Annotated in this window: 22 protein-coding genes; 13 read left to right on the top strand and 9 right to left on the bottom strand. The window is 54.6% G+C overall.

Translation table 11 applies throughout. The features are described 5' to 3' along the window. Positions 1-60 precede the first annotated feature (60 nt). Positions 61-582 carry a Slp family lipoprotein gene (locus I9W95_RS17280; RefSeq protein ID WP_225677173.1) on the bottom strand — a complete coding sequence of 174 codons (522 nt, stop codon included), beginning with the start codon at positions 580-582 and terminating at the stop codon, positions 61-63. Between the two features lie 185 nt (positions 583-767). Here I9W95_RS17280 and I9W95_RS17275 point away from each other — a divergent pair, with 185 nt between their 5' ends. From I9W95_RS17275 to I9W95_RS17230, 10 genes are all read left to right on the top strand, one after another. Beyond that, positions 768-1,331 (top strand): hypoxanthine-guanine phosphoribosyltransferase, encoded by a 564-nt coding sequence (locus tag I9W95_RS17275; RefSeq protein ID WP_225677171.1) that lies wholly within the window; start codon positions 768-770, stop codon positions 1,329-1,331. Positions 1,332-1,450: 119 nt separating this feature from the next. Next, positions 1,451-1,936 carry a chemotaxis protein CheX gene (locus I9W95_RS17270; protein ID WP_225677169.1) on the top strand — a complete coding sequence of 162 codons (486 nt, stop codon included), beginning with the start codon at positions 1,451-1,453 and terminating at the stop codon, positions 1,934-1,936. A 105-nt stretch (positions 1,937-2,041) separates the two neighbouring features. After that, positions 2,042-2,947, top strand: a complete 906-nt coding sequence (locus tag I9W95_RS17265; RefSeq protein WP_225677167.1) for a TetR/AcrR family transcriptional regulator — start codon at positions 2,042-2,044, stop codon at positions 2,945-2,947. Positions 2,948-2,971: 24 nt separating this feature from the next. Beyond that, entirely contained in the window at positions 2,972-5,311 is a 2,340-nt protein-coding gene (locus I9W95_RS17260; protein ID WP_225677165.1) for an efflux RND transporter permease subunit, read from the top strand. Continuing rightward, positions 5,308-6,099 (top strand): outer membrane lipoprotein-sorting protein, encoded by a 792-nt coding sequence (locus I9W95_RS17255; protein ID WP_225677163.1) that lies wholly within the window; start codon positions 5,308-5,310, stop codon positions 6,097-6,099. The genes I9W95_RS17260 and I9W95_RS17255 overlap by 4 nt, the downstream gene beginning before the upstream one ends. Further along, on the top strand, positions 6,099-7,361 hold the full coding sequence (locus I9W95_RS17250) for a hypothetical protein (protein WP_225677161.1): 1,263 nt from the start codon (positions 6,099-6,101) through the stop codon (positions 7,359-7,361). Before I9W95_RS17255 ends, I9W95_RS17250 begins: the two co-directional genes overlap by 1 nt. 100 nt (positions 7,362-7,461) lie before the next feature. Beyond that, positions 7,462-8,850: a TolC family protein gene (locus I9W95_RS17245; RefSeq protein ID WP_225677159.1), complete on the top strand. Its 1,389-nt coding sequence runs from the start codon at positions 7,462-7,464 to the stop codon at positions 8,848-8,850. Next, positions 8,847-9,998 carry an efflux RND transporter periplasmic adaptor subunit gene (locus I9W95_RS17240; protein ID WP_225677157.1) on the top strand — a complete coding sequence of 384 codons (1,152 nt, stop codon included), beginning with the start codon at positions 8,847-8,849 and terminating at the stop codon, positions 9,996-9,998. The genes I9W95_RS17245 and I9W95_RS17240 overlap by 4 nt, the downstream gene beginning before the upstream one ends. Then, positions 9,995-13,123 (top strand): efflux RND transporter permease subunit, encoded by a 3,129-nt coding sequence (locus I9W95_RS17235; RefSeq protein WP_225677155.1) that lies wholly within the window; start codon positions 9,995-9,997, stop codon positions 13,121-13,123. Before I9W95_RS17240 ends, I9W95_RS17235 begins: the two co-directional genes overlap by 4 nt. 91 nt (positions 13,124-13,214) lie before the next feature. Next, a complete protein-coding gene (locus tag I9W95_RS17230) occupies positions 13,215-14,768 on the top strand; it encodes a SulP family inorganic anion transporter (RefSeq protein ID WP_225677153.1) in 1,554 nt (517 codons plus the stop codon). Positions 14,769-14,839: 71 nt separating this feature from the next. Here the strand turns inward: I9W95_RS17230 and I9W95_RS17225 are convergent, their stop codons facing one another. The 6 genes from I9W95_RS17225 to I9W95_RS17200 form a co-directional block, all read right to left on the bottom strand. Beyond that, positions 14,840-16,432: an ATP-binding protein gene (locus I9W95_RS17225; protein ID WP_225677151.1), complete on the bottom strand. Its 1,593-nt coding sequence runs from the start codon at positions 16,430-16,432 to the stop codon at positions 14,840-14,842. A gap of 111 nt (positions 16,433-16,543) precedes the next feature. After that, on the bottom strand, positions 16,544-19,729 hold the full coding sequence (locus I9W95_RS17220) for an efflux RND transporter permease subunit (RefSeq protein WP_225677149.1): 3,186 nt from the start codon (positions 19,727-19,729) through the stop codon (positions 16,544-16,546). Between the two features lie 3 nt (positions 19,730-19,732). Further along, on the bottom strand, positions 19,733-20,794 hold the full coding sequence (locus I9W95_RS17215; RefSeq protein WP_225677147.1) for an efflux RND transporter periplasmic adaptor subunit: 1,062 nt from the start codon (positions 20,792-20,794) through the stop codon (positions 19,733-19,735). 163 nt (positions 20,795-20,957) lie between these two features. Then, a complete protein-coding gene (locus tag I9W95_RS17210) occupies positions 20,958-21,617 on the bottom strand; it encodes a TIGR01621 family pseudouridine synthase (protein WP_225677145.1) in 660 nt (219 codons plus the stop codon). Then, on the bottom strand, positions 21,618-21,770 hold the full coding sequence (locus I9W95_RS17205) for a cell developmental protein SirA (protein WP_225677143.1): 153 nt from the start codon (positions 21,768-21,770) through the stop codon (positions 21,618-21,620). It lies immediately after the preceding gene. 9 nt (positions 21,771-21,779) lie between these two features. Then, on the bottom strand, positions 21,780-22,328 hold the full coding sequence (locus I9W95_RS17200) for a porin family protein (protein ID WP_225677141.1): 549 nt from the start codon (positions 22,326-22,328) through the stop codon (positions 21,780-21,782). Between the two features lie 109 nt (positions 22,329-22,437). Between I9W95_RS17200 and I9W95_RS17195 the strand changes: the two genes are divergently transcribed. Next, positions 22,438-22,818, top strand: coding sequence for a hypothetical protein (locus I9W95_RS17195; RefSeq protein ID WP_225677139.1), 381 nt, complete (start codon positions 22,438-22,440; stop codon positions 22,816-22,818). Then, on the top strand, positions 22,793-23,107 hold the full coding sequence (locus I9W95_RS17190; protein WP_225677137.1) for a YkgJ family cysteine cluster protein: 315 nt from the start codon (positions 22,793-22,795) through the stop codon (positions 23,105-23,107). Before I9W95_RS17195 ends, I9W95_RS17190 begins: the two co-directional genes overlap by 26 nt. A gap of 5 nt (positions 23,108-23,112) precedes the next feature. Here I9W95_RS17190 and I9W95_RS17185 read toward each other — a convergent pair whose 3' ends face one another. After that, positions 23,113-24,723: a methyl-accepting chemotaxis protein gene (locus tag I9W95_RS17185; RefSeq protein ID WP_225677135.1), complete on the bottom strand. Its 1,611-nt coding sequence runs from the start codon at positions 24,721-24,723 to the stop codon at positions 23,113-23,115. Between the two features lie 90 nt (positions 24,724-24,813). Here I9W95_RS17185 and I9W95_RS17180 point away from each other — a divergent pair, with 90 nt between their 5' ends. Continuing rightward, positions 24,814-25,125, top strand: coding sequence for a Nif3-like dinuclear metal center hexameric protein (locus I9W95_RS17180; RefSeq protein ID WP_225677133.1), 312 nt, complete (start codon positions 24,814-24,816; stop codon positions 25,123-25,125). Between the two features lie 12 nt (positions 25,126-25,137). Here I9W95_RS17180 and I9W95_RS17175 read toward each other — a convergent pair whose 3' ends face one another. Beyond that, entirely contained in the window at positions 25,138-25,683 is a 546-nt protein-coding gene (locus tag I9W95_RS17175) for an NUDIX hydrolase (RefSeq protein WP_225677130.1), read from the bottom strand. Between the last annotated feature and the right edge of the window lie 27 nt (positions 25,684-25,710).

The following is a 25,710-nucleotide window of genomic DNA, read 5'->3' as shown; positions in this document are numbered from 1 at the left end:
ATGGGGCTGAGGTTTGAAAAGCCGCATATCATAGCAAAATGACGCCGCAGATGCCGAGTGTCAGTGACGCGGAGGTTGTACCGGGCGCAGGTAATACGGATAGGCATGAATGCCCATATAGTACTGCACCTGAACTTCATCCGGCTGTTCCGGCCACAGATGCAGGCCGTCGCCCTGCAGACTGAGGTAGGTGTAAGGATGTTCGCCAATGCTACTGGTGGTCTGACCACTGATGTTGCCGCGCACGGTGATCATTTTGCCGCGACTGTAGATTTCCGGATCGAGGAAGCGCTCGAAGCGGATCAGAAAGCGGCCACCGGCTTTATCGGTATCCGGATTCGGTCGGCCGGAGTCATAAATCGGCAGCTGCAGCACTTCCACCGTTGAGCTGTCTTTCTGATTAGTGACGGCGATGATCATGCCGCCGAGGGCGACATGCTGGCCGTTGTAAACGTCCGCGTTGGCAGCCAGTTCGGAGTAAGCGGGTTGCAGATCGTATTCGGCCACGCTGACTTCGCTGGGCAGGGAAGCGCAGGCGCTGAGTAAAACGCCGAGCAGGGCGGGAGCAATTAGTCGCTTCATGTGTACCTCCGGTAAATATTATTCCTCTGACAGCGTTATTAAGGATAGGTTGCCAGAATTCACAGCCGTTATCGCCAGCTTCAGCATGACAATTTCATTGCACAGCGCAAGGTCGGTGGCTACCATTAGCGGCTTTTTTACAGAGCCATCAGGGCCGCTCCCTGACGACACAGAAGGTACGATTGATGACCCAGCCACTGACACTGGAAGAACTGAAGCAGGTAATGGCGGAAGCTGATCTGCTGAAATCCGAAGCTGACGTAGAAGACGCGCTGAACCGACTGGCCAGCGATATTACTGACCGTCTGGCGGATTCTATGCCTGTGGTTTACAGCATTATGAACGGTGGTCTGGTGATGGCTGGCCGTCTGCTGACCAAGCTTAACTTTCCGCTGGAGCAGGGTTATATGCACGCCACGCGTTACCGTGGTGAAACCACCGGCTCAACGGATTTGCAGTGGCAGGCGCCGCCATCGGTGCCGATGGAAGGCCGTACCGTGCTGATTCTGGATGATATCTTTGATGAGGGTAACACCCTGGCCGAAGTGGTTAAGTCGTGTGAAGCACAGGGTGCGAAAGAAGTGCTGACCGCTGTGCTGGTCAACAAGATTCACGACCGTAAGAATACCGAGCTGAAAATTGACTTTATCGGTCTGGAAGTGGAAGACCGTTACGTATTCGGCTGTGGTATGGATTACCGTGGTTACTGGCGTAATGCAGCGGGTATTTACGCTGTAAAAGGCCTTTAATTACAAGCGCTTACAGTCAGGTTTGTTATAAAGAGGCACCTTCGGGTGCCTTTTTCGTCTAATGCGCCGGAGCGGGGGGAGCTACACTCAGGTAACACACTTGTTTTGATGTGGATGCTATGAATGTCGACTTCATAAACCCCTTCGTCGAGACGATCAATCATATCCTCGCAACCATGGCTTCTCTGAGTTGTGAGTACGGCCAGCCTTATGTGAAAGATCACTGTCAGCCGCTGGGGGTTGTCACGGGCATGATTCCGATGACGGGCGAAACGGTGCATGGTTCGCTGGCGATCAGTTTTTCGGCTGGTGCCATCCTTCAGATCAGCAGTGCCATGCTGGGTGAAGAGATCGCTAAGGTAGACGATGTCTGCCATGACCTGACAGGCGAGCTGACCAATATGTTATCGGGTGGGGCACGTCGTATTCTGTGGGAAAAGGGCTACGACTTTGCCATGGCCAAGCCGGATATTCTGGGTGAAGTGGATATTGCCCATATCGCCGGTGGTCCGGTCATTGTCATTCCGTTTGAAACCAAAGCAGGCCCTTTCTTTATTGAAGTGGCACTGACGCACAAGCTTAAGCTGGCGGAAGTCGCACACTGACTCATACCCATGGCTCAATTCAGGCCAATGCACGATTTTGCCCCTTGTGGGGTTTTTTATTGTCTGTAATATGACGATTCGTCAAAAAGTGACGGATCGTCAAAAATGTTTGATATTTCATCTGTAATGGATCTGCTGCGCCGCGCGCTGGCAGCTCCCAACTGGCAACTCAGCCCTCAGCTGCCATCGGCCACGCCGATGGCAATGGCCAGCCACGATTCCGATAAAGGGCGCAGTATCCTTGGCCTTTCTTTGTCGTCTGCCAACTGCCCGCTGCGTAAGAGCAAAGAGCAAAAACTGGCTGAACGTGAAACAGAGTTACTGGATATCGCCGCTGATCTTATTGAACGCGAAGGCTTTGCCAGTTTCACCATGGATAAGCTGGTCGCGTTATCCGGCTATTCAAAAGGCACCATCTACAACCATTTCAGCAGCAAGGAAGACTGCCTCGCGGCTTTGTGTATTCGTGGCATCGATGTGATCGGTTGCCTGTTTGACAAAGCACTGGCCTTTGACGGGCGTCCGCGGGAAAAAATGGTGGCACTGAATTATGCATACCAGCTTTATACCCAGTGGCAACCAACTTTATCGCTGGCAGTTCTGACCGCTCGTACTCCGGCTTTTGCCGAAAAAACATCTGAACAACGCTCGGCTCTGATGCTTGAAAAAGATCACGCCATCACTCTGAAAGTGGACGAGGTGTTTCGTGATGCAATAGAGCAGGGTGACCTTGATCCGGCAATTAATATTCCTGTGCCGTTGATGTCGTTGCTGTGCTGGTCGCAGGCTTTCGGTATTAACGCACTCACCGGTACGGCACCGGATCTGACAGCCGTCAGTCGACTGGACGGTGTCAACGTACAACTGCTCAGTGCCAATGTTTTGCTCGATGGGCTGGGGTTTCAGCCTTTAAGTCGTGACTGGGATTATCAGGCCACCTGGGAACGGGTTGGTCGCGAATGTTTCAGTGACGAAATTCAACTTTTAAATAACAACAATAACCACTATTAACGTACACACGGCCCGGGAGTCGCTATGAAAAACTTATGGCTCGTCTCAGTGTTAAAACATCCATGGAAGATGCTTGTTGTGTTGCTGGCGCTGATTATGCTGGCGTCCGCAGGTGCAGGAAATCTGTATTTTCGTGGTGATTACAAAGTCTTTTTCGACAAGCATTATCAGCCTCTGGCTGATTTTGAAGAAATGCAGCGCATTTTTAATAAAAACGACAACGTCTCTGTTCTGGTTGTACCGGATGAAGGGACGGTGTTTAACCAGAAAACCCTTACTTTACTGGCAGAGCTGACGATTGAAGCATGGCAGACGCCGTATTCCAGTCGCGTTGACTCGGTTACCAACTTTCAGCACACCTGGGCAGAAGGCGACGATATGATCGTCGAAGATTTAGTGCTGGATGCCGAGGCGCTAACCGCGGAAGACATCGCCCGGGTGCGAGAGGTTGCTCTGAATGAGCCGAATCTTGCTGGCGGTCTGGTGGCTGAAGACGGTAGTGCTGCGGCGGTGAATATCACCGTGCAGATTCCGGACAGCGCCGATAATACTCCGCAGGTGGCTGAAGTTATCAGCTCGGTCAATGCTCTGACCGACCGACTTGCGCAAGCCTATCCGGGATACAGCTTTTACCACACGGGTGTGGTACCGATGAACTATGCCTTCGCCACTGAAGGGCAGAAGGATATGAATACGCTGGTACCCGCTATGCTGGGGCTGATCGTACTGATGCTGGCGGTTCTGATGCGCAGTTTGCTGGCCATGCTGGCGACGGTATTTGTACTGGTGGTGACTATTACCGTCACCATGGGTACTGGCGGCTGGCTGGGCTACTTCCTGTCGACAGGTACCATCAATGTGCCGATCGTGGTGATGACGCTGGCGGTAGCCGATTGCGTGCACCTGATTGCTTCGATGCAGTTCGCTATGCGTGAAGGCAAAGAACGTAAGGAAGCGTTGCGTTTCGCCATTGACCTGAATCTGATGCCGATTTTTATTACCAGTGCGACAACGGCGATTGGCTTTATGACGCTGATGCTGTCGGAATCCCCCGTGCTGGCGGACTTCGGTGAGCTGAGCGCAATCGGTGTGATGATAGCCTTTGCTTTCTCGGTGACTCTGCTGCCGGTACTGCTGGCGATTCTGCCGATTAAAGTCAAAGCGGCGCCGGAACATGATGGCTCTATGGAGCGTCTGGGACGCTGGGTAGTGAAGCGTCATAAGATTCTGTTGCCGGTGAGCAGTGTGATTATGATCGCCCTCGGTTCTCTGATTACGCTGAATGAAATTAATGATGAAGCGACCAAGTATTTCGCACCGGGCACACATTTCCGCGATTCTGTGGATGCACTGGAAGAACATATTTCCGGTACTCAGACCATCGACTGGGCTATTTACTCTGGTACTTCACAGGGTGTGAACGATCCGCAGTTTATTGCCACCATTGATGGTTTTGCGAAATGGCTGCGACTGCAGCCGGAAGTGGATCATGTCACCACATTGTCAGACACCTTTAAGCGTCTGAATAAAAACATGCATGGCGATGATGAGACTTTCTACCGCACGCCGATGGATCGTGAACTGGCGGCGCAGTATCTGCTGTTGTACGAAATGTCACTGCCGTATGGTCTGGATCTGAATAACCAGTTAAACGTGGATAAATCTTCAACCCGCCTGACGTCGACGCTGAAGAATATCGGTAGTCGTGAAACCGTCGAGCTGGAGCAACGTGCTCGTGCCTGGTTTGCAGAAAATGCACCGCAATACCGTATGACGGGCGCCAGTCCGGGGTTGATGTTCTCGCATATCGGCGAAACCAATATGGATAGCATGATCATCAGCATGATCGCGGCACTGATTCTGATTTCCGGTTTGCTGGTATTCGCATTGCGCTCACTGCATCTTGGTTTAATCAGTCTTATTCCGAACCTCGGACCAGCTCTGGTAGGCTTTGGTGTCTGGGGCGTTATCTCCGGTGAAATTAATCTGGGTCTGTCGATTGTTGCGTCCATGACGTTGGGTATTATTGTCGACGATACCGTGCATTTTCTGGCGAAATACAAACGTGCCCGTGATAATGGCAAAGACGCAGAAGCGGCAGTGAAATATGCGTTTTCCAGTGTTGGTCGCGCACTGATGATTACGACGCTGGTACTGGTAATCGGTTTCTCGATGCTGGCGTTCTCGGCGTTCCGCCTGAACTCGGATATGGGGCTGGCGACGGCGCTGATTATCTTTATTGCACTGCTGGTGGATTTCTTCTTCCTGCCAGCCTTCCTGCTGTTACTCGATAAAAAAGAAAAGGCCGCGGTAGAATCACCAAAGCCGATCACCACGAATACTTTAACAGGAGAATCCGTATGAAATCCTTCCTCAGTCTGATGCTGGGCCTGGCTCTGGTGACACCGTTAACACACGTTGCAAACGCTGATGAGGCGGCGGATCGTGGTCTGGCCATTGCTACCGATCGTAAGCAGCGGGATGCTGGCTGGAACAACAGTGAGTCGGCCGTCACTATGACCCTGCGCAATGCCCAGGGTGAAGAAAGCGTGCGGAAAATCCGCTCGAAATCGCTGGAAGTGGCCGACGATGGCGATAAAGGCCTGACCATTTTCGATGAACCGCGCGACGTAAAAGGCACCGCTTTTCTTAACTTTTCGCACATTGGTAAACCGGATGATCAGTGGCTGTACCTGCCGGCCCTGAAGCGCGTTAAGCGTATTGCTTCCCGTAATAAATCCGGCCCATTTATGGGCAGTGAATTTGCGTATGAAGATATGAGCTCGTTCGAGCTGGATAAATACAGCTTCCGTTATCTCGGCGATGAAACAGTTGCAGGCCATGATTGCTATAAGGTCGAGCAGACACCGCTGGATAAGTTCTCTGGTTATACCCGTCAGGTTGTGTGGCTGGATAAAGACGAGCTGCGCGTACATAAAATCGATTTTTATGACCGCAAGAAAAGCCTGCTGAAAACACTGACCCTGACAGACCATCAGCTCTATAAAGAGCGCTACTGGCGCGCGCATACGGCGACCATGGTGAATCACCAGACCGGTAAAAGCACGGTGCTGCAAACGGAAGATATCCGCTTTGATACCGGTCTGACCGACGACGATTTTAATCAGACTACGCTGCAGAGGGCGCGCTGATGAAACGTCTGTTACCTGTGCTTTTATTCCCGGCGGTGGCATCCGCCGGTGAATGGCTGCCGGAAACGACAACTCAGCTGGGTTTGGAATATCGCGAATTTTTCCAGCAGGCCGTGAGTGATGATCAGGCTGAGCGCAGTGCCTCAGTCTGGCTGGAGCCGGAAATGGTGTGGGAGTGGGGCGCTGCCCAGCGTTTAACCTTCCGTCCTTTCTATCGCTACGACAGCGCTGATGAAGAGCGTACGCATGGCGATATTCGCGAACTGCTGTGGCAAACCTGGGGTACCAGCTGGGAAGTTCGCGCCGGTGTTGGCAAAGTATTCTGGGGTGTGACGGAATCCCTGCATCTGGTCGATGTGATAAACCAGACCGACCAGGTGGAAGCACCGGACGGCGAAGACAAACTCGGCCAGCCAATGATCCACGCTATCTGGCTTAACGATGCAGGTACGCTGGAAGGTTTTGTGCTGCCGGGGTTTCGGGAGCGCACCTTTGCTGGCGAGGAGGGACGCTTAAGTCTGCCGCTGGCGATTGATGATGAGGCGCTGTATCAGTCTGATGATGAGCAGTCTCATGTCGACCTGGCGCTACGCTGGAGCCGCTCCTACGAGGTGGCCGGGTGGCCGCTGGATGCATCGCTTTCGCTGTTTAAGGGTACATCCCGTGATCCGTTCCTGCTGCCACAGGTCGCTCTGGTGGCGGGAGAGCCAGCAGTGGTTGGCTTGCAGGCTTATTACCCGCAGTTGCAACAGGCCGGGATGACCTTGCAGAGCACCGTCGATAGTTGGTTATGGAAGGTGGAAGCTGTTCATCGCGACTATGAGCGTGAAGCACAGCAGGCTCTGGTGGCTGCCGGCAATGACAGTGGTGACGACCATTGGGCAGCAGTAGCAGGGTTTGAATATACCCTGACAGGGCCTTTTTATGACTGCTGTGAACTGCCACTGGATCTCGGACTGATTCTGGAATATCAGTACGACGAGCGTGGTAAACAGGCGAGCAACGCGCAGAATGATGTGTTTATTGGCACCCGCTGGGCGTTCAATGATATGGACTCCAGCGAGTTACTTGCCGGACTGGTTCAGGATATGACTTATGGCGGAAGCCGCGCGCTGAAAGTCGAAGCCAGTACACGCGTTACTGCGCAGTCAGTCGTTAACCTGAACGTCTGGCTGTTTACGGCAGATGACGAAGACGACGCGCTGGCGTGGTCTCTGCGTCAGGAGGATTATGCTGAACTGAGCTGGACTCTGTATTTTTAACGCGAAAGGCCTCTGCGCCAGGGCGTAAAGATGGGTAAAAGGCGGTTTCCTTACCGCCTTGTGCACCCTATGATGCGGTTTTATTTTGCGGAGAAGCCGCGTGCATTACGCCCGAATTTCTCTCCCGGTCGTGCTGGCTGGCCTGCTGCTGGGTGGTTGTTCAACCGTCAGCCCGGTCGCTCAGCCGGACATGCCCCTGCCTGAGCAGCTGGGTGATAGCAGTGGAGCGCTGACAACTGCCCCGTCCTGGTGGCAGGATTTTTCTGATGACAATCTCAATCAGCTGGTGCAGCAAGGGCTTAAGCAGAACTTTGCCTTGCAGGCAGCCTGGGCCAGTCTGGAGAGCAGCCGTGCGGTCTGGCGGCAGGCGGGCGCGGACCAGTTTCCTCAGCTGGATCTGAATGTAAAAAAATCCCGCCAGTGGCAGGAAGACGACACCACTACAACCAGCTGGAGTGCGGGCTTGTCTGCCAGTTATGAAGTGGATTTCTGGGGCAGGGTGTCGGCACTGGATGACAAAGCGCGCTTCACCGCCATGTCCGGTGAAGCCGCCGTGCGTACTCAGGCGAATACCGTCGCCGCACAGATTGCACTGAACTGGTACGGGCTGATTAAACAGCATGAATTGCTGCGCTTGCTGGAACAACAGAAACAACGAATTACCGATGCTCTGAAAGTGACGGAAGGTCGCTTTCAGCGTGGTCAGGCCGCTATCAGCGATGTCTGGCAACAGCAGCAGTTGCTGGAGTCAATCAACACCGACCTGATTTCCGCTCATGCTCAGCGCGATGCCTATCATCAGCAGCTGGCGTTATGGACCGGGGATGCCGCCGGTCTGGATCTGAATAACCCAAGGGCATACAGCGCCAGCGATATTCTGCCTGCGGTGGATGGTGTCGATGCCGGTGTTGGTCTGAACCAGTTGCAGAGCCGTCCCGATGTACAGCAGGCCTGGCTGGCGGTGCAATCCGCTAATGCCGGACTGGCAGCGGCCGTTGCCAATCGTTATCCGCGACTGACCCTGACTGCCTCCTACACTGGCAGTGCGCCGGAACTGGCAGATGTCATGGATAACTGGGTTGCTAACCTCGCAGCAGGTCTGGTGATGCCCTTGATTGACGGCGGCAATCGTCGTGCTGCGGTGGCACAAAGCGAAGCGGAAGTGAAAGCCGCGCTGGCTGATTATCAGCAGACCTTGCTGGAGGCGGCGCTGGAAGTACAGCAGGCGCTGATTGATGAGCGGGAAGCTGCTGCCACCCTGCTCAGCCTGCAGCGACGACTGGAACTGGCGCGTAAAACCGAAGCCTTTCAAAGTAATCGCTACCGCAAAGGCGTGGGCGATTTTCTCTCGTTGCTGAATACCCGCGAAGATTTGATCACTCTGGAACAGCAGGTGCTGAACGCCCGCTGGACGCAGATTCAGAAACGTATCGAACTTTATCGTGCCGTGAGTCACGGCGATTTTTTGCATAAGGAAACCTCTGTATGAATGAGGCCTTCACCCCAACTCCGTGGTGGAAAGCGAGCTGGTTCTGGGCCACCGTGACTCTGCTGGCCGGTGCTGTTATTGCGTACCAGATTGTCAGTAGCGCACCCAAGCCAAAGCGGGTTAAGCCTGAGGTGCAGACCCGTCTGGTGGATGTGGTGTCGCTGGCGGAAGAAACTTCTCGCCCGATGTGGACTACCGGCGGTGTGGTCAGTGCGGCTGATGCCGTGAGCCTGATGCCACAGGTCAGTGGGCGCGTGGAATGGGTCAATCCGCAGGCGGTACCAGGTGCACAGCTTAAGCAGGGCGCGGTGCTGGCGCGTCTGGAGCTGGCAGATTTCCGTTTGCAGGTTACTCAGGCACAGGCGGCACTGACTCAGGCGAAGGCCGATCTCGCAGTAGAACAGGGACAGGGCAAACTGGCACAAGAGGAGTACGCCATTGCCGCCAGTCAGCTGACGGAAGACGAGCGTGCTCTGGTGCTGCGCAAGCCGCAACTGGCTGCCGCCGAAGCGGCCGTCGCTGTGGCGGAGGCGTCTTTGCGTCAGGCGCGTCTGGATCTGGCGCGTAGCGAAGTGCGTATGCCTTTTGCCGGGCGCATCAGCAGTCGCAGTGTCAGTGTTGGTAGTTATGCGTCGGCCAGCACGGTGATGTTTGAGCTGGTGGGTACGGAGAAGGTGTGGATTGAGGTGGCAGTCCCGCGTACTTTCCTCAACTGGATCGACAACGAAGGCACCGCTCAGATCAGCATGCCGGGCTGGCAGTCGGTGAGCCGTGAGGCACGGGTGCTGAATATTCTGCCGGCGGTGGCTGACAGTGATCGTCAGGCACGAGTGGTACTGGAGCTGAGTGAGCCGCTGCAAGCGGGTGTGCCGCCGGTACTGGTGAACGACTTTGTCGACGTGGTACTGCCGGGGCGGGAAATCACCTCCGCGGTGATTGAGAGCCGCATGCTGAATGACGACGGCAGTGTGTGGGTGGTGAACGACAATAAGCTCTATCGTCGCCAGCCACAGATTATTTTTCAGGGGCGCGAGAAAATCTGGCTGGGCACAGGTTTTGAACGCGGCGATGAACTGCTGATGAATCGTATCGACAGCGCCACCTCCGGCACGCCGGTACGTGTTCGCCGTGCGGAGAACGGCCAATGAGCCTGCGTTATACCGGCCCGGTTGCCTGGATGGCGCGTCACGGTGTGGCGCCCAACCTGTTGATGGCGTTTCTGATTGTCGGCGGCTTTCTGATGTCGCTGAGTATCCGCAAAGAATTTATCCCGACCTACGAGGCTGACAGTGTGTCGGTTTCTGTCAGCTATCCCGGGGCTACGCCAACGGAGATGGTGCAGGGGGTGGTGCTGCCTATTGAAAATGAACTAACCGACGTCGATGGCATTAAGGAAGTGTCGGTACGGGCAGTACAGGGTTCTGCCTCGCTGGTGGCGGAACTGGAAACCGGTACTGATCGCCAGCAGGCGTATCAGGATATTCAGCAGGCGGTTGATCGGGTGTCGACCTTTCCGGCACAGATGGAAACGCCACGGGTCAGTGTTTCCAGTCGCTCCATTGATGTGATTGAACTGGCTTTGTTCGGTCCGCTGGATAAGTTTGCGCTGAAACGTCTGGCAGAACAGATCAAAGACCAGCTGATGGAATCGTCGCAGGTTACCAAGGTGACCTTACGCGGTGCCCCGGATGAAGAGATTCATATCGAAATTCGTCAGCAGGATATGCAGCGTTATGGCCTGACACTGGCTCAGGTGGCCGACGTGATTGGCAGTAACGCCATTGAACAGAGTGCTGGCAGTGTCAAAACCGAAGGTGGCGATATTCTGGTTACCCTCGATGACCGGATGTACTGGGCGCACGAATTTCGTGATATTCCGTTGCTGACCGATGACTCTGGTGTGCAGCTGCGGCTGGGCGACGTGGCACGGGTGCGGGAAGGTTTCAGCGACAGCTATGACGAAGTGACCTACGACGGTAAAACGGCCATGCGGCTGAAGATTTATCGGGCGGAGGAGCAGACGCCAATTACCGTGGTTGAAGCGGTTTACGACCGGCTGGAGGATATTATTCCGCAGCTGCCACCGGGGGTTGAACTGATCGTCACTGACGATGATGGCGAAACCTATCGTCAGCGGGTTGGTCTGCTGATGAAGAATGCCATTATCGGTCTGATTCTGGTGATGGTTCTGCTCAGTCTGTTTCTCGAATATCGCCTTGCCTTCTGGGTAACCATGGGGATTCCGACAGCTTTTATGGGCTCTCTGCTATTGCTGCCGGCGATGGATGTGTCCATCAATATGATCTCGATGTTTGCCTTTATTGTGGCGCTGGGGATTGTGGTCGATGACGCCATTATTGCCGGCGAAAACATCTACGAGCATATGCAGAAAGGCATGCCATTTATGGATGCCGCTATCTATGGCGCGAAAGAGGTGGCAGTACCGCTGGCCTTCGCCATTCTGACCAACGTGGCGGCGTTCCTGCCGTTACTGGCTCTGCCGGGCATGATGGGTAAGCTGTTTATTGCCATTCCGATTGTGGTGGTGTGCTGCTTCCTGATTTCCTGGCTGGAAGCGCTGTTTATTCTGCCGACGCACCTGGGAAAATTAAGCAAACGCACCTCGGTGAATGCACTGGATCGTTTGCAGCAGCGCGTGGATAAGCGCCTGCACAATTTTATTCAGGGCCCATATCTGTCGACACTGGATCGTGCGTTGCGCGCCCCGGGGCTGACTCTGGCGGTGGCGATAGCCATAGCCATGATGGTTCTGGCGTGGCCAATCAGTGGCCGCATGGGATTCAGTATGTTCCCGCGTCTGGAAGGCGAGTTTGCAGTGGCCACTGCCGAACTGCCGCCCAATGCGCCGTTATCTCAGGCGCGCGAAGTCCGGCAGCTGATCGAAACCCGACTGCGTGAAGTGACCAACGACATTGAAGCGGCAGGCGACAAGCTGGTTATCAGCGTTGAAGGGGATATCGAAGGCACCAGCGTTGAGGTCGAGGCGCGTCTGGTGGATACCGAAATTCGTCCGGTGTCGGCCAATGAAGTGGTGAAGCGCTGGCGTGAAGCCATTGGTGAAATCCCGGGTATTCGCAGTCTGTCTTTTGATGCCGAGCGCGGCGGCGGTCCGTCCGGTGGTGCGGGTCTGACGGTTGAGCTCAGTGGCAGCAATACCGAATTACTGGCCGAAGCCAGTGCCAGCCTGGCCGCTAGCATGGCGGAGCTGGGTGGTGTAAAGGATGTGGCCTCAAGCTTTACCAATGGTAAGCCGCAGTGGGATGTCACCCTTAATGAATACGGCCGCAGCCTGGGACTCGATGCCGGGGATGTGGCGGCGCAGATGCGAGCAGCCCTGTATGGTTCCCGTGCACTGCGCCAGCAGCGTGAACGCAATGAAGTGACCGTGCTGGTGCGTCTGCCGGAAGAAGAGCGTCGTTTCAGCGCCGATATCAGCAACATGCTGATTCGCACGGCGGCAGGCGGCTATGTGCCGCTGGGTGATATTGCTGATATGGATCGCGGCCTGTCGCCGGCAGTGATTACCCGTCGCGATGGCCGTCAGGTAGTACAGGTCACCGCCGAAGTGGAGCCGCGTGAACAGATTCCGGCAGTGATGAGCCTGCTGCGTGAAGAAGTATTCGCCGATATGCAGGCACGCTATCCGAGCATCGACTTCGGTTTTCGCGGGCGTCAGGCGGATACCCAGGAAAGCATGAGTTCGCTGCAGTTATACGGCTTCTTCTCCATGCTGCTGATTTATGTGCTGCTGGCGATTCCGTTCCGCAGTTACAGTCAGCCGTTGCTGATTATGATGGTGATTCCTTTCGGCGCGGTGGGGGCGATTATCGGCCACCTGATGCTGGGCTACAGCCTGTCGATTATGTCGATTATGGGCATCGTAGCGCTGGCGGGGGTGGTGGTGAACGATAGTCTGATCATGATTGACTATGCCAACCGTCGTCGTGCCGACAGTGGTCTGACGGCGTTGCAGGCGGTACGTGAAGCAGGTATTCGTCGTTTCCGCCCGATTTTGCTGACCACGCTGACTACTTTCGGTGGCTTATCGCCGATGGTGTTCGAAACGTCCCGTCAGGCGCAGTTTATTACGCCAATGGCAGTGTCGCTGGGCTTCGGTATCCTGTTCACCACCTTTATCTGCCTGCTGGTACTGCCGGCGCTGTATGTGCTGCTGGATAAAGCGCATCGGGTGCTGGGATTGGCAGCGGCAGAAACGAATTCAGCAGAGACTGTGCTGACAGAGCGGGCATAAAACCTGAAATTGTCGGCACTCGCTGGTATAGTGCGCAGCTTTCTTTTCAAGCCTCGGAGAGTTGCGCCTTATGCTGTTGCTGCGCGAGTTCATGCAAACTTTTTCCCCGAATATTAAAAACGACACGCTGTCGGGTCTGACTGTGGCGTTGGCGTTGGTGCCGGAAGCGGTCGCTTTTGCTTTTGTTGCTGGTGTTCACCCGCTGACTGGTCTGTACGCTGCCTTCATGGTTGGTCTGATTACCGCTGTGATTGGTGGTCGCCCGGGTATGATTTCAGGTGCTGCTGGAGCGCTGGCAGTGGTCATGGTGTCACTGGTGGCCGAAGCCGAGCGCAATCTGGGGGCAGGAACAGGTCCGCAGTATCTGTTTGCGGCGGTGATTCTGATGGGGGCAATTCAGATTACCGCGGGTGCCCTGAAACTGGGTAAATTCATCCGTATTGTGCCGTACCCGGTGATGCTTGGCTTTGTAAACGGTCTGGCGATTGTGATCTTCCTGGCTCAGTTACCGCAGCTGCAAAGCTTTACCCCGGTAGGTAAGTGGGGCTGGACCGAAGGTGACTGGCTGAACGGCGCTGCGCTGTTCATTATGCTGGGGCTCATTGCTACCACCATGTTTATTACTCACTATCTGCCGAAGCTGACCAAGGCCATTCCATCGGCGCTGGCGGCTATTCTGGTGGTTAGTCTGGCAGCCTGGGGCCTGCAGCTGGATACCAAAACGGTGGGTGATCTGGCTAATATTGCCGGTGGTCTGCCGCAGTTCAATGTACCGGCGATTCCATTCACGCTGGATACCCTGTGGTTCATTCTGCCTTACTCCATCATCTTTGCGGCTATCGGCCTGATTGAATCCCTGCTGACGGTCACCGTGATTGACGAAATGACGGGTACTCGTGGTCGCGGTAACAAGGAATGTGTTGCTCAGGGTACTGCCAACGTTGTTACCGGTTTCTTCGGCGGTATGGGTGGTTGCGCGATGATCGGTCAGAGCATGATTAACGTCAGCTCCGGTGGTCGCGGTCGTCTGTCAGGTATTGCTGCTGCACTTTTCCTGCTCAGCTTTATTCTGTTTGCCTCACCATTGATCGAACAGATTCCGATTGCTGCGCTGGTGGGTGTGATGTTTATGGTGGTGATCGGTACCTTCGAGTGGTCGAGCTTCCGTATCCTGCGCAAAGTACCAAAGCATGACGCCTTCGTTCTGGTACTGGTGTCAGCGGTGACTGTGGTAACCGACCTGGCAATTGCCGTCGTGGTGGGGGTGATTGTGGCTGCGCTGGTGTTCGCCTGGGAGCATGCCAAGCACATCACTGCGCGTACCCGTGAAGACGAAGACCGTAAGGTATATGACATCATCGGCCCTCTGTTCTTCGGTTCGGTAGCGAACTTCAAAGATCTGTTTGATCCTGAGAATGATCCTGCCCGGGTTTATATCGACTTTAAGGAATCCCGCGTTGCCGACCATTCGGCACTGGAAGCCATTGATACCATCGCCGAGCGCTACCTGGCGGCCGGCAAAGAGCTGCACCTGTTGCACCTGAGCGAAGAGTGCCGGGGGATGCTGAAAAAGGCTGGCAATCTGTGTGATGTAAATGTGATCGAAGATCCGAAATATCGCATGGCGCTGGATGAGCTGGCCTGAGGCGGTTCTTGATGCAGTCATAAAAAAAAACGGCTCCCACGGGAGCCGTTTTTTATGGGACTGTTTGTGCGTCAGGCGTGCTCGGGTTTTTCTTCAGTCACCTTCGGTAGCACCATGCGGAAGGCCGCTCCGGATTCGCTGTTATCAATCTGAATTTCACCGTTCAGGCGCTGGCTGACGATGTTGTATACCAGATGCATGCCCAGTCCGGTGCCGCCCTGACCGCGTTTGGTGGTGTAGAACGGCTCGAAAATTTTGGCTTTTGCTTCTGCTGACAGGCCGCAACCGGTATCGCTGTAACGGATCACGATATTGCCGCGCTCTTCTGCCGCCTGAATACGGATAATACCTTCTTCGATGTGCTCAAAGCCGTGCAGCAGCGAGTTCATGATCAGGTTGGTAATCACCTGACTGATGGAGCCGGCGAAGGTTTCCATCCACAGATTATCTGAACAGTCGACTTCCACCCGGTGCTTGTTTTGTTTGAACTTAGGCGACAGGGTTTCAAGAATTTCGTTGATGTAGTCGAGCAGATTAAAGCGACGGATGTGCTCGCCGGTCTGATCCTCGGAAACCTGTTTGAAGCTCTTGATCAGATGCGCAGCGCGCTGCAGGTTTTTATCCAGAATCGCCAGACTTTCTTCCATCATGCCGATAAATTCAACGAAGTCCTGATTACGCATTTCCCCTTGTTCAAAGGTCTTACGTACAGCGACATAGTGGTCGTTGATGTACGAATGGATAGTAATGCACAGGCCCAGTGGCGTATTAATTTCGTGGGCGATACCGGCAACCATCCCCCCCAGTGATGACAGCTTCTCGGCTTCGATCAGCTTGTTCTGCGCAGAGTGCAGTTCTTCCAGTGTCTGGTTCAGCTCATCTACGGTTTTCTGCAGATTCTGGGTGCGCTCTTTAACCCGGTCTTCCAGTTCAATGTTGATGGTCTTCAGTTGCTGCTGCGCGGCGGTTTTCTGCTGCAGCTGATCGTTCATTTGCTGGCTCAGTTCATTGAAAGCGGAGATCAGAATATCGATTTCATCGTGCTTACCGTCGCTGTCGATGGACAATGGGGCATAGCGATTGGCTGTGACCCGTTCGTTTACCTGGCCGGCCATTTCACTGATTCGACGGTTAATCAGGCGGTGAACAATAATTCCCAGCATGGTGGCCAGTAACGCCAGGCTGACCAGTAAGGCAATCAGGGTGGTGATGGCGGCGCGTGATGCCTCAGCAATAACGGCATCACGGTCAAAGGCAATTTCCAGTACGCCAATGTCTTTCCCGTTGAAGGAAATTGGCAGGGTATCGATATCGGAGTGATGGGGACGTTTGCCGTTTTCGATATTGATGTTGAGGTTGTCAGTCACCCGCACATAGCTGATAGCCTGCAGGTTCATGATGCCTTTGACCTGGCTGCGAATCTGAATTTCATCATAAAACCACAGGCTGGAGCCTAACGATTCGGAATAGCTCAGACGGATATCTTCCAGCCGTTGCTGGAATGATTCGGTTTGCTGTTCGTAATGCCAGAGTACAGTGATGATGGACGCGGCGATGGAAAGGGCGATGGAAGCCAGAGCGAAGTAAAGAATGATGCGCCACAGAATGGAGTGGTGTACCGGGCTACTCTGCTGAAATCCCTGTTCGGTGTTGTTCTGATCCATGAGTCTTCGGGGTACCCTGATCTGAAGCGTGGAAGTTTTATCAGTTTAGCAGAGACCGGGCTCGCCGGAAGAGGAAGACATAAAAAAGCCCGCAGGAAGCGGGCTTTTGTCTTAGTGCTCGTGCTGCTTACGGAAGGCCGCAAAGTACAGCAAGGGAATGATTACCAGTGTCAGGACGGTGGAGACGAAAATACCAAAGATCAGTGAGATCGCCAGACCGTTAAAAATCGGGTCATCCAGAATGAAGAAAGCACCGATCATGGCGGCAACTGCCGTCAGTGCAATCGGGCGAGCCCGCACCGCGGCTGACACTATCACCGCGTCAGCAAAGCGCATGCCCGCTGCCGTCTGCTGATTGATAAAGTCGACCAGCAGAATGGAGTTACGCACGATAATCCCGGCCAGCGCAATCATGCCGATCATCGAGGTAGCCGTGAATTGTGCGCCAAACAGCGTATGACCCGGCATTACACCGATAATGGTCAGTGGAATAGGCGCCATGATGATCAGCGGTACCAGATACGAACGGAACTGAGCAACCACCAGCAGGTAGATCAGAATCATGCCAACCCCATAGGCGATGCCCATGTCGCGGAAGGTTTCGTAGGTGATCTGCCACTCGCCGTCCCATTTCATGCTGATGTCGTCTGCCAGTGCCGGTTGCTGGATAAACCATTGCTCCCAGTTCAGACCCGCATCAGCCATACCAAAGGCAATGGAAAACAGACCGTACAACGGGCTGTCCAGCTCGCCAGCCATATCGGCAGTAACAAAGACCACTGGCTGCAGATTCTTGTGGTAGATGTTTTTCTCAGTAGTGCTTTTGCGAATACGCACGAGATCCGACAGAGCGATAAAACGTCCATCGGCGGCACGTACTTTCATGACCAGCAGCTGATTCAGATCCACCTTGTCGCCTTCATTCAGCTCCAGACGAATAGGCAGCGGGTATTTGTTGTGTTCGGTGTGCAGGTAGCTGACATCTTCGCCACCCAGCGCCGTGTTTATGGCCTGTACGATGCTGGCCTGAGCAATACCCAGCATGGCCGCACGCTGACGATCAATATCCAGCAACCATTTCTCCTGATCGGCTTCTACCCAGTCGTCCGTATCGACGATATCGGCAGTGTTCTCGAACAACGCCCGCAGCTGTTTAGCCGCTTCAACCTGACGGTCGTAATCCGGGCCGTAGATCTCGGCAACGATAGGAGCCATTACCGGTGGACCCGGTGGCACTTCGACGATTTTAACGTTGGCGTTCATTGCTTTGCCGATTGCCTGTAACGGTTCGCGTACCGACAGGGCAATGTCGTGGCTCTGGCGATCACGCTCATGCTTGTCCACCAGATTAACCTGAATGTCGCCCTGATTTGGCAGACCGCGCAAGTAATACTGGCGCACCAGACCGTTAAAGTTGATCGGTGCTGCCGTACCTGCGTAGAGCTGAATGTCCTTGATTTCAGGCACTTTCATCAGCTCATCGGACAGCTCTTCCAGTACCGACAGGGTTTGTTCAACCGGTGTACCTTCTGGCATGTCGACCACAATCTGGAACTCGGACTTGTTGTCGAACGGCAGCATTTTCAGTACTACCAGCTCGAACACCGGCAGAGCGACGGCAAACATAATCAGCCCGCTAACGCCAGCGAACAGCAGAATGCGTTTCTTGCCGGCATCGGCGCCTTCTATGAATGGACGCATCACACGGTTAAAGAAGTCGTAGAGTTTTCCGGACGTTGGGTTCTCTTCATCGTGTGCCTGAGCACCGTGAGGCTCGTGGTGCTTCAGCAGCTTATATGACAGCCATGGCGTCACCACGAAAGCAACGATCAGAGAGATCAGCATACCGGTAGAGGCGTTGATCGGAATCGGGCTCATGTATGGCCCCATCAGGCCGGATACGAACGCCATTGGCATCAGTGCTGCGATTACTGTGAAGGTCGCCAGAATGGTAGGGCTCCCGACTTCATCAACCGCCACCGGAATAATTTCCAGCAGTTTCTTACTGCCCATGTGCATATGGCGGTGGATGTTCTCAACCACCACGATGGCATCGTCGACCAGAATACCAATCGAGAAAATCAGAGCGAACAAAGACACCCGGTTGAGGGTGAAGCCCCACGCCCAGCTGGCAAACAGGGTAATAGCCAGGGTAATGATGATGGCGCTGCCGACAATCACCGCTTCGCGCCAGCTCATGGTCGCCAGTACCAGCACAACAACAGCCGCAGTAGCAAACAACAGCTTACCGATCAGCTTGTCAGACTTGGCTTTGGCGGTGACGCCATAGTCACGGGTGATATCGGCATCAACATTGGCCGGAATCAGGCGGTTATGCAGTTTCTCAATACGTTCACTGATGGCCAGAGTGATGTCGATGGCATTCATCCCTGGTTGCTTGGCGACCGCCAGGGTAACCGCCGGAACACTGACGCTGTCACCCAGTTTGCGGGTAAATACCGCTTTCTCTGGTGTATCCGGTTGCAGACGCAGTTCGGCGACATCGGCCAGATAGACCAGGCCACCATCACTTTTTCCGACGATCAGCTGACCGACTTCATTGATGTCTTTGAGGAAGTTACCTGCCTCGATCTGAATCACCTGATTATTCTGTACCAGTGACTGGCGATAGCCACCGGCATTTGCACTCAGCAGGGCATTGCGTACATCGTCAAAAGCCAGGTTGTGGCCATTCATGCGTGCCGGATCCAGTTCCACTTCAACCACCTGATTGTGGCCACCAATGGTGTAGATATCGCGGGTACCGGGAATGCGCTTGAGCTCGACTTCCAGTGCATGGGCGATCTGGGTCAGTTGCGCGGCTGTAACATCTGCAGATGCTGATGACAGGGTGATGGCCATAATCGGCACGTCATCAATGCCCATGGGCTTGATCACCGGAGCCATTACGCCGAGATTCTGCGGAAACCAGTCATTGTGCATGTGCACCTGGTTGTACAGGTTGAGAATGGCTTCTTCGCGCGGAATACCCACCTCGAAGGCAACCGTCAGTACCGCCTGACCCGGCTGGCTGATGGAGAAGATGTCATCCACGCCTTTGATTTCGGACAGGATCTGTTCGGCCGGAACGGCGACCAGTTGCTCGACTTCACGGGCGCTGGCACCGGGGAAACCGATAAATACGTTGGCGAAGGTGACGTCGATCTGAGGCTCTTCCTCTTTCGGCGTTACCACAATGGCAAAGAAGCCCAGCAACAAACCAACCAGCGCCAGCAGTGGCGTGATGGCTGAGTTCTGAAAGGCCCTGGCAGTGAGACCGGAAATACCCAGAGACATGAATTACTCTCCCTGTTTGCTGATGGCGGCCAGTTGCGCCAGCGCGTCATTAACTACCTGGTCACCAGCGCGAACACCGGACAGGATTTCAATCATGCCGTTATAGGTTGATCCGGTACGCACCTGACGCAGCTCTGGCTGGCCTTCGTCCATAACGTATACCGAGGTCAGCTCTGAACGACGCAGAATGGCGGACGCCGGCACCAGCAGTGCCTGGCGCTCACCGGTCTGAACGCGGATCTTGGTCCACTGGCCCGGGTACAGCGGACGGTTGTCAGCGGCGGTAGCACCCGCTGGCAGGTTGGCACGCAGGCGTACGCTGTGGTGGCTGGCATCGGCATAGGGGTAGAGCACAACGCTATCAGGGATGATGCTGCTGTTTTCCAGCTGTACACTGATCTGGCTGGCGTCACGGTACTGGCTGGCAATGCGTTGTGGTGCATCGGCGACGGCGCGCAGTTTGTCGAGAGACAGGCCAGTCATCAAAGGCTGCCCCGGATTAACCAGTTCACCCATCTCTACATGACGGGCTTTGACCAGACCGCCATAAGGGGCGCGTACTTTGGTGTAAGTCAGTTGTTCTTTCGCCTGAGTCAGAGCGGCTTCCGCAGCTTTCACCGCGGCGGCTGCGCTTTTGGCGCGAGCGGTAGTGCTGTCCATTTCACCTTTGGAAAGTGTGCCCTGTTTGTAGAGACGTTCGTTACGCTGCAGCAGTACCTGAGCATCTTCGTTCTGCGCCTGAGCCTGAGCCAGATTTGCGCGAGCCTGTTGCAGTGCAGCCTGTTGCTGAGTGTCATCAATTTCCAGCAGCAGAGCACCGGCTTCAACCTGGTCGTTCACATCGTAATGGACCGCCTTGATCGCACCGCTGGTCTGCGCCGAGATTGTACTCTGATGAACAGCTTCCAGCGTGGCTTCGAGATCAAAGTACACCGGCACGCTGACCGCGTTCAGCGGCTCTGCATCGAGGGCCATTGCAGTAGCAGGCAGCAATGCACTCAATACAGCAACACGCAGTGACTGACGCAGAATCTGCAGGTGATTGAATGGTGACTGGCGGGACATGGGTGCTTCCTCTCTTAAACAGGCCGAACGGACCCGTGGCTGAGTTCAAATATTACTGTATTAGAATATACTAATATTTGAATTGCAAGCCCGGGACATAAGGCCATCGCTTCCTGGCAAATGATCTTTTCAGTATAGAGGACGGAAGCCGGAAAACGACGGGTTAATCCGGAATAATCTGATCGGGATCAGTCCAGTCAGCAGGCATCTCCGGCCAGTGGCCAGAACGTGGCAGGGCACTGATGATGTGTGCTCCGTCGTCGTCGCTCCAGCGCAGAGTCATCGCGTGCAGGTAGGTACGGTCAGCATCGTCGCCGCCATAACGCTGGTCGCCGCGAATGGCGCAGCCCAGGCTTTTCAGAGCAACACGTAACTGGTGGGTTTTGCCGGTCAGAGGCTTCAGCAGGTACAGACGATCGCCGTGCTGAGCATCAAAATGGCTGATAAAACGAGTGATGGCCGGGTTGTTCTGACTGCGTGCAAGCTTCCAGCTGCCGTTTCGTGTTTTAAGCATATCGCCTTTGATCCAGCCCTGTTTCTTCGCCGGTTTGCCGGCAGCGCTGGCGAGGTAGTATTTCTGAATCTGGTGCTCTGCAAACAGGGCTGACAGGCGTGCCGCTGCCTCGGCTGAGGTGGCCAGCAGCAAAACACCTGAGGTGACTTTATCGAGACGGTGAACCGGCCATAACCGGCAGCCAAACTGCTCAGCGGCAATTACGACAATACCTTGTTCGTCGCCTTCGCTGTGCATGCCCAGTCCTTCGGGCTTATAAATCGCCAGCCAGTCCGGATGGCGGGCAATAACAGACAGTATGGATGTCACTCAGCGGCTTTCCTGCTCCAGCAGTTCCAGCAGGCGTCTTACCAGTGCTTCAAACAACTGGGCTTCCGGGTTGTCTGCAGATGCATTCAGGCTGTACATCAGACGCTCGATTTCCGCCCGGGACATGTAACGCACGGCAACGGTAGTGGTCATGGTCAATCCTCAGAAACGGTAACTGGCGAGCAGGCTGTAGGTGAAGACGTCGCCGCCATCTTTGCCGTCACGCTCGGCTTCGCTGGTGTAATCGTCAGCAACACGCCAGGTTGTTGTCAGATCGATCGTCACCGCTTTGTACTGAAAGCCGGTTCCAGCATGCCATCCCCAGCCATTGAAACGGCGGGTGTTGCTGCCACTGGCACGGGCAACGCGGATGTTCTCGTAGTGCCAGGCGGGGCCCGTGTAAAGGCGCAATCCAGGCGCGTCGAGTCCAAGGCCCCACATCAACTGAGTTTCTCCACCTTCGATGCGTCGTCCATCCTCACCGTTAATACGGTAAAGCATGAAACGCGAACCGGCATGGGCACTTTGCGGAAACTCCGCGAACAGAGTAAAGCCCTGATCGGAGGATTCAGGCATCCACGCTGCAGCATTATCAAAGCTTGTCTGAAACAGGCCGGTGCCTACGCGGAAATTGGTTGGTTCGGCCTGTGCCGGCTGGATTAATGCCAGTCCTGCGACGAGGCTAATCAGAGCTCTGCTGGTCAGAGACATCCACTTGTCCTTTTTACGAATATCAGCCGGGCAAGGCTATCCCAGCCCTTGGGGGATGGCAAGATGACAACTACACTGTTGAGCAGAACTCTATTAACCGGAGGTGAGTGTGCTCAATCGATCAGGCAGAATCTTACTGGCAGCAGCAGCGTTGGTGCTGGTCCCTGTGGCTGCAGTCAGTGCGGACCCGACGCTGTCTTACCCGGTGGAGGATGCGCGGGCTGACTTCGCTCAGGGACATTATGAGTTTGTAGGGATTCAGCTGGCAGATACGTTAGAATTGCCGGGTCTTAAAGAAGCTCAGATTCGTGAGGTGGAGGCGAAGTACCGCATTCGCCCCTTGAACCGGCACTGGCAAACCTTTGCTAACGTTGAACATGATCCGGCAAAACTGCAGCGTTTGCGCAGTTATTGTATTCGTTACAATCTGACCTTGTGGCAGGCGCTGGAAAAGAAACGTCGCGATGAGGCGTTTCGTTACCGTTACTGAATTCGTATTCACTGGAGTTAATGTGGAATGCCGACTGGGCTGCGGAGCCTGCTGCATAGCGCCGTCTATCTCATCACCGATTCCGGGCATGCCTCAGGGCAAGCCGGCCGGCGTTCGCTGTATTCAGCTGGACGACAATAACCTCTGCAGGATATTCGGTCAGCCATCCCGACCCAGGGTTTGTCATGAATTCAAAGCGGATGAGGCTGTGTGCGGAGACTCCAACGATTTTGCGCTGCAAACCATCGCTGAACTGGAAGGGCTGACGGGCATTATTGCCCGTCAGTAACTGAATCAGAGTTTAAACTTACGCACCAGTGTACTCAGGTGATGGGCCATGTTGACCAGGCGGTCTGATACCTGGGCGGTACGCTCCGCATTCAGTGATGTGTTGTATGAATGCTCACTGATGCTTTCTATCCCACCAGAAACATTGCGACCAACTTCAACCTGCTCGTGCATACGTTTCAGTGTTTCGTCATTGAGGGTGCTCATGCGGTCGACCTGTTCGGTCATGCGATGCAGTGCGTTAGCAGCATCGTTGACACGGTTCAGGCCTTCTTCTGCCACACTCTGAGCGGTATGCATCGAATCCACCGCGCGGCGTGCTTCCGACTGCAACTGCTCGATCATTTTTTCGATTTCCTGCGTGGATTCGTGCGTCCGTTGCGACAGGGTGCGAACTTCATCGGCTACCACGGCGAAGCCACGCCCTGATTCGCCGGCCCGGGCTGCTTCGATGGCGGCGTTCAGTGCCAGCAGGTTGGTTTGTTCTGCGATGCCTTTGATCACTTCCAGCACGCTGCCGACGTTGTTGCTGCGGTTGTCCAGTGTTGCGATAACTTCCGCAGTCGACTGAATGGCGGTGTTCATCGACTCGATACTGGCCGTTGCTTCATTGGTTTTCTTAACGCCGTCGCGGGCAGCAGTGCGAGCTTCTCCGGAAGCCTGACTGCTTTGTTCTGCATTAGCCATCACCAGCTGAATACTTTCATGCAACTCCTCAATGGCTCGATGAATGCCTGTGGTTTCTTTTTTCTGTGCCTGTGCGGCATCAAGTGATTTACGTGATGAGCTGTCAATGTTTTGTGCGGCTTTTTCAAGTTCGCTGGCTGAATCGACTACATGGCGCAGGGAGTCTGAAAAGCGTTCGATCATTCGATTAAGTGCAGAGCCTGCGCGGCCAATCTCATCTTCGTTGCTGACAGCCACCATTTGCGTCAGGTCGGAGTCTTTTTCCATGTTTTCCAGTGTTCGCTGCATGCGACGAACGGGTGAAACAATGACGCGGCGCAGCAGCAGGGAGAGGACCACCAGAGCGGCGACAAACATTGCAGCCTGAATAGCGCCCATGCGTATCATGTTGGCCATGATGCCGGAGTCCAGTTCATCCAGTGAGTAACTGATACGGATGGCACCCAGCACGTCGCCTTCTTTAGCCTGATGACACCCCAGACAGTTGGTACCACGGTAGTTCTCGTGGGCGTAAACAGGCGTCAGCAGCGTCATCATGTGACCGTCGCTGGTATGTTCGTCGAGCAGAATTTCTTCGCCGGCCAGAGCTCGTTTGTCGAGATCATCCTGGGGGTACTCATGAGGCAGGCCCTTGCCGTACAGAGCATCAATTTTGGGGCTGCGCAGCATTCGTGCTTCGACGATATTGTTGTCTGACAGAATTTTGGTGCGAACCATTTCCCGGTTGCCAATGGCACCCGAGATCATCAGCATGTTCATGGTATCAAGGTAGCCTGATGCCTTGTCCTTTAACTGGCTGTGCACCATATCACTGCTCATTTTCTTTTCAGCTGACACAGCAACACTGATGACAACGATCAGCACAGACAGGAATATGGTGCCTAGTGCCAGGTAAACTTTGTGCTGAATCGACAGGTTGCTGAGTTTCATGCAATGTCCCTGATAACGTCTTAAATATGGACCCGTTGGTAAAAGCATAGACCAATTCCACCGAGTCGCTACAAAGAGTGAACTAAGTGTATGTATAAACTCGTTTTTTTCGTTCCGGATGAATTTGCCGAGCGAGTAAAAGAAGCCATTTTTGCCACTGGTGCAGGTCAGATAGGTAATTACGCCGACTGCTGCTGGCAAACGTCTGGCAGCGGACAATTCCGGCCGCTGGCAGGCTCTGATCCTTTTATCGGCCGTTGTGGCGAAACAGAAAGGGTGAGTGAGCTGAGAATTGAGATGGTTTGTGAGGACGACCTCATCCGCGCAGCGGTGGCCGCCCTGCGTAAGGCTCACCCATATGAAGAGCCGGCATACGATGTGTGGCGGCTGGAGTCGTTTTAAGCGTTCTGTTGTTCAGAAGGCATCTGCGAATGGCGGGCGAATATCAAATACGTGGGTTGGTTGCGTCGGCGACGGATTGGCAAAGTACCGCCGCAACGTCTGGCTGACGGTTGGGAACGCCAGCTCGCGCCAGGGAATGCTGTGCTCATCAAACAGGGCGACTTCCAGGCTTTCCTCGCCGGCGCTGAAGTCTGCCGTTGGCATGCTGGCCAGAAAGAAAATGTGTACCTGATCAATCATGGGCACCGTCACAGCAGAAAACAGTGATACCAGTTCCACCTGTGCTCCGGCTTCTTCCATTGTTTCGCGCAGAGCAGCTTCTTCTGTGCTTTCACCATTCTCCATAAAGCCAGCTGGCAGGGTCCAGAAGCCTTTGCGCGGTTCAATCGCCCGTCGGCAAAGCAGTATTTTGTTTTCGAAAACGGGCAGGGTACCGGCAACGATGCGCGGATTCTGATAAAAAATGGTATCGCATGCGGGGCAAATGAAGCGCTGGCGGTTATCGCCAGCGGGAATGCGGAATTCGAGTTCGGTGGCGCAATGGCTGCAGTACTTCATGGAGGTACTCTGTAATCCTTTGCGCCC

Origin of the sequence: Thalassolituus marinus (assembly GCF_020320395.1) — a bacterium.
GTDB lineage: Bacteria > Pseudomonadota > Gammaproteobacteria > Pseudomonadales > Oceanobacteraceae > Venatoribacter > Venatoribacter marinus.
This window is presented reverse-complemented; position numbering and strand designations above follow the sequence as displayed.

Bases quoted from the DNA above. Each gene is read 5' to 3' on its own strand.
- I9W95_RS17280 (WP_225677173.1), bottom strand. From the start codon at position 582: ATGAAGCGACTAATTGCTCCCGCCCTGCTCGGCGTTTTACTCAGCGCC.
- I9W95_RS17275 (WP_225677171.1), top strand. From the start codon at position 768: ATGACCCAGCCACTGACACTGGAAGAACTGAAGCAGGTAATGGCGGAA.
- I9W95_RS17270 (WP_225677169.1), top strand. From the start codon at position 1,451: ATGAATGTCGACTTCATAAACCCCTTCGTCGAGACGATCAATCATATC.
- I9W95_RS17265 (WP_225677167.1), top strand. From the start codon at position 2,042: ATGTTTGATATTTCATCTGTAATGGATCTGCTGCGCCGCGCGCTGGCA.
- I9W95_RS17260 (WP_225677165.1), top strand. From the start codon at position 2,972: ATGAAAAACTTATGGCTCGTCTCAGTGTTAAAACATCCATGGAAGATG.
- I9W95_RS17255 (WP_225677163.1), top strand. From the start codon at position 5,308: ATGAAATCCTTCCTCAGTCTGATGCTGGGCCTGGCTCTGGTGACACCG.
- I9W95_RS17250 (WP_225677161.1), top strand. From the start codon at position 6,099: ATGAAACGTCTGTTACCTGTGCTTTTATTCCCGGCGGTGGCATCCGCC.
- I9W95_RS17240 (WP_225677157.1), top strand. From the start codon at position 8,847: ATGAATGAGGCCTTCACCCCAACTCCGTGGTGGAAAGCGAGCTGGTTC.
- I9W95_RS17235 (WP_225677155.1), top strand. From the start codon at position 9,995: ATGAGCCTGCGTTATACCGGCCCGGTTGCCTGGATGGCGCGTCACGGT.
- I9W95_RS17230 (WP_225677153.1), top strand. From the start codon at position 13,215: ATGCAAACTTTTTCCCCGAATATTAAAAACGACACGCTGTCGGGTCTG.
- I9W95_RS17225 (WP_225677151.1), bottom strand. From the start codon at position 16,432: ATGGATCAGAACAACACCGAACAGGGATTTCAGCAGAGTAGCCCGGTA.
- I9W95_RS17220 (WP_225677149.1), bottom strand. From the start codon at position 19,729: ATGTCTCTGGGTATTTCCGGTCTCACTGCCAGGGCCTTTCAGAACTCA.
- I9W95_RS17215 (WP_225677147.1), bottom strand. From the start codon at position 20,794: ATGTCCCGCCAGTCACCATTCAATCACCTGCAGATTCTGCGTCAGTCA.
- I9W95_RS17205 (WP_225677143.1), bottom strand. From the start codon at position 21,770: ATGACCACTACCGTTGCCGTGCGTTACATGTCCCGGGCGGAAATCGAG.
- I9W95_RS17200 (WP_225677141.1), bottom strand. From the start codon at position 22,328: ATGTCTCTGACCAGCAGAGCTCTGATTAGCCTCGTCGCAGGACTGGCA.
- I9W95_RS17190 (WP_225677137.1), top strand. From the start codon at position 22,793: ATGAGGCGTTTCGTTACCGTTACTGAATTCGTATTCACTGGAGTTAAT.
- I9W95_RS17185 (WP_225677135.1), bottom strand. From the start codon at position 24,723: ATGAAACTCAGCAACCTGTCGATTCAGCACAAAGTTTACCTGGCACTA.
- I9W95_RS17180 (WP_225677133.1), top strand. From the start codon at position 24,814: ATGTATAAACTCGTTTTTTTCGTTCCGGATGAATTTGCCGAGCGAGTA.
- I9W95_RS17175 (WP_225677130.1), bottom strand. From the start codon at position 25,683: ATGAAGTACTGCAGCCATTGCGCCACCGAACTCGAATTCCGCATTCCC.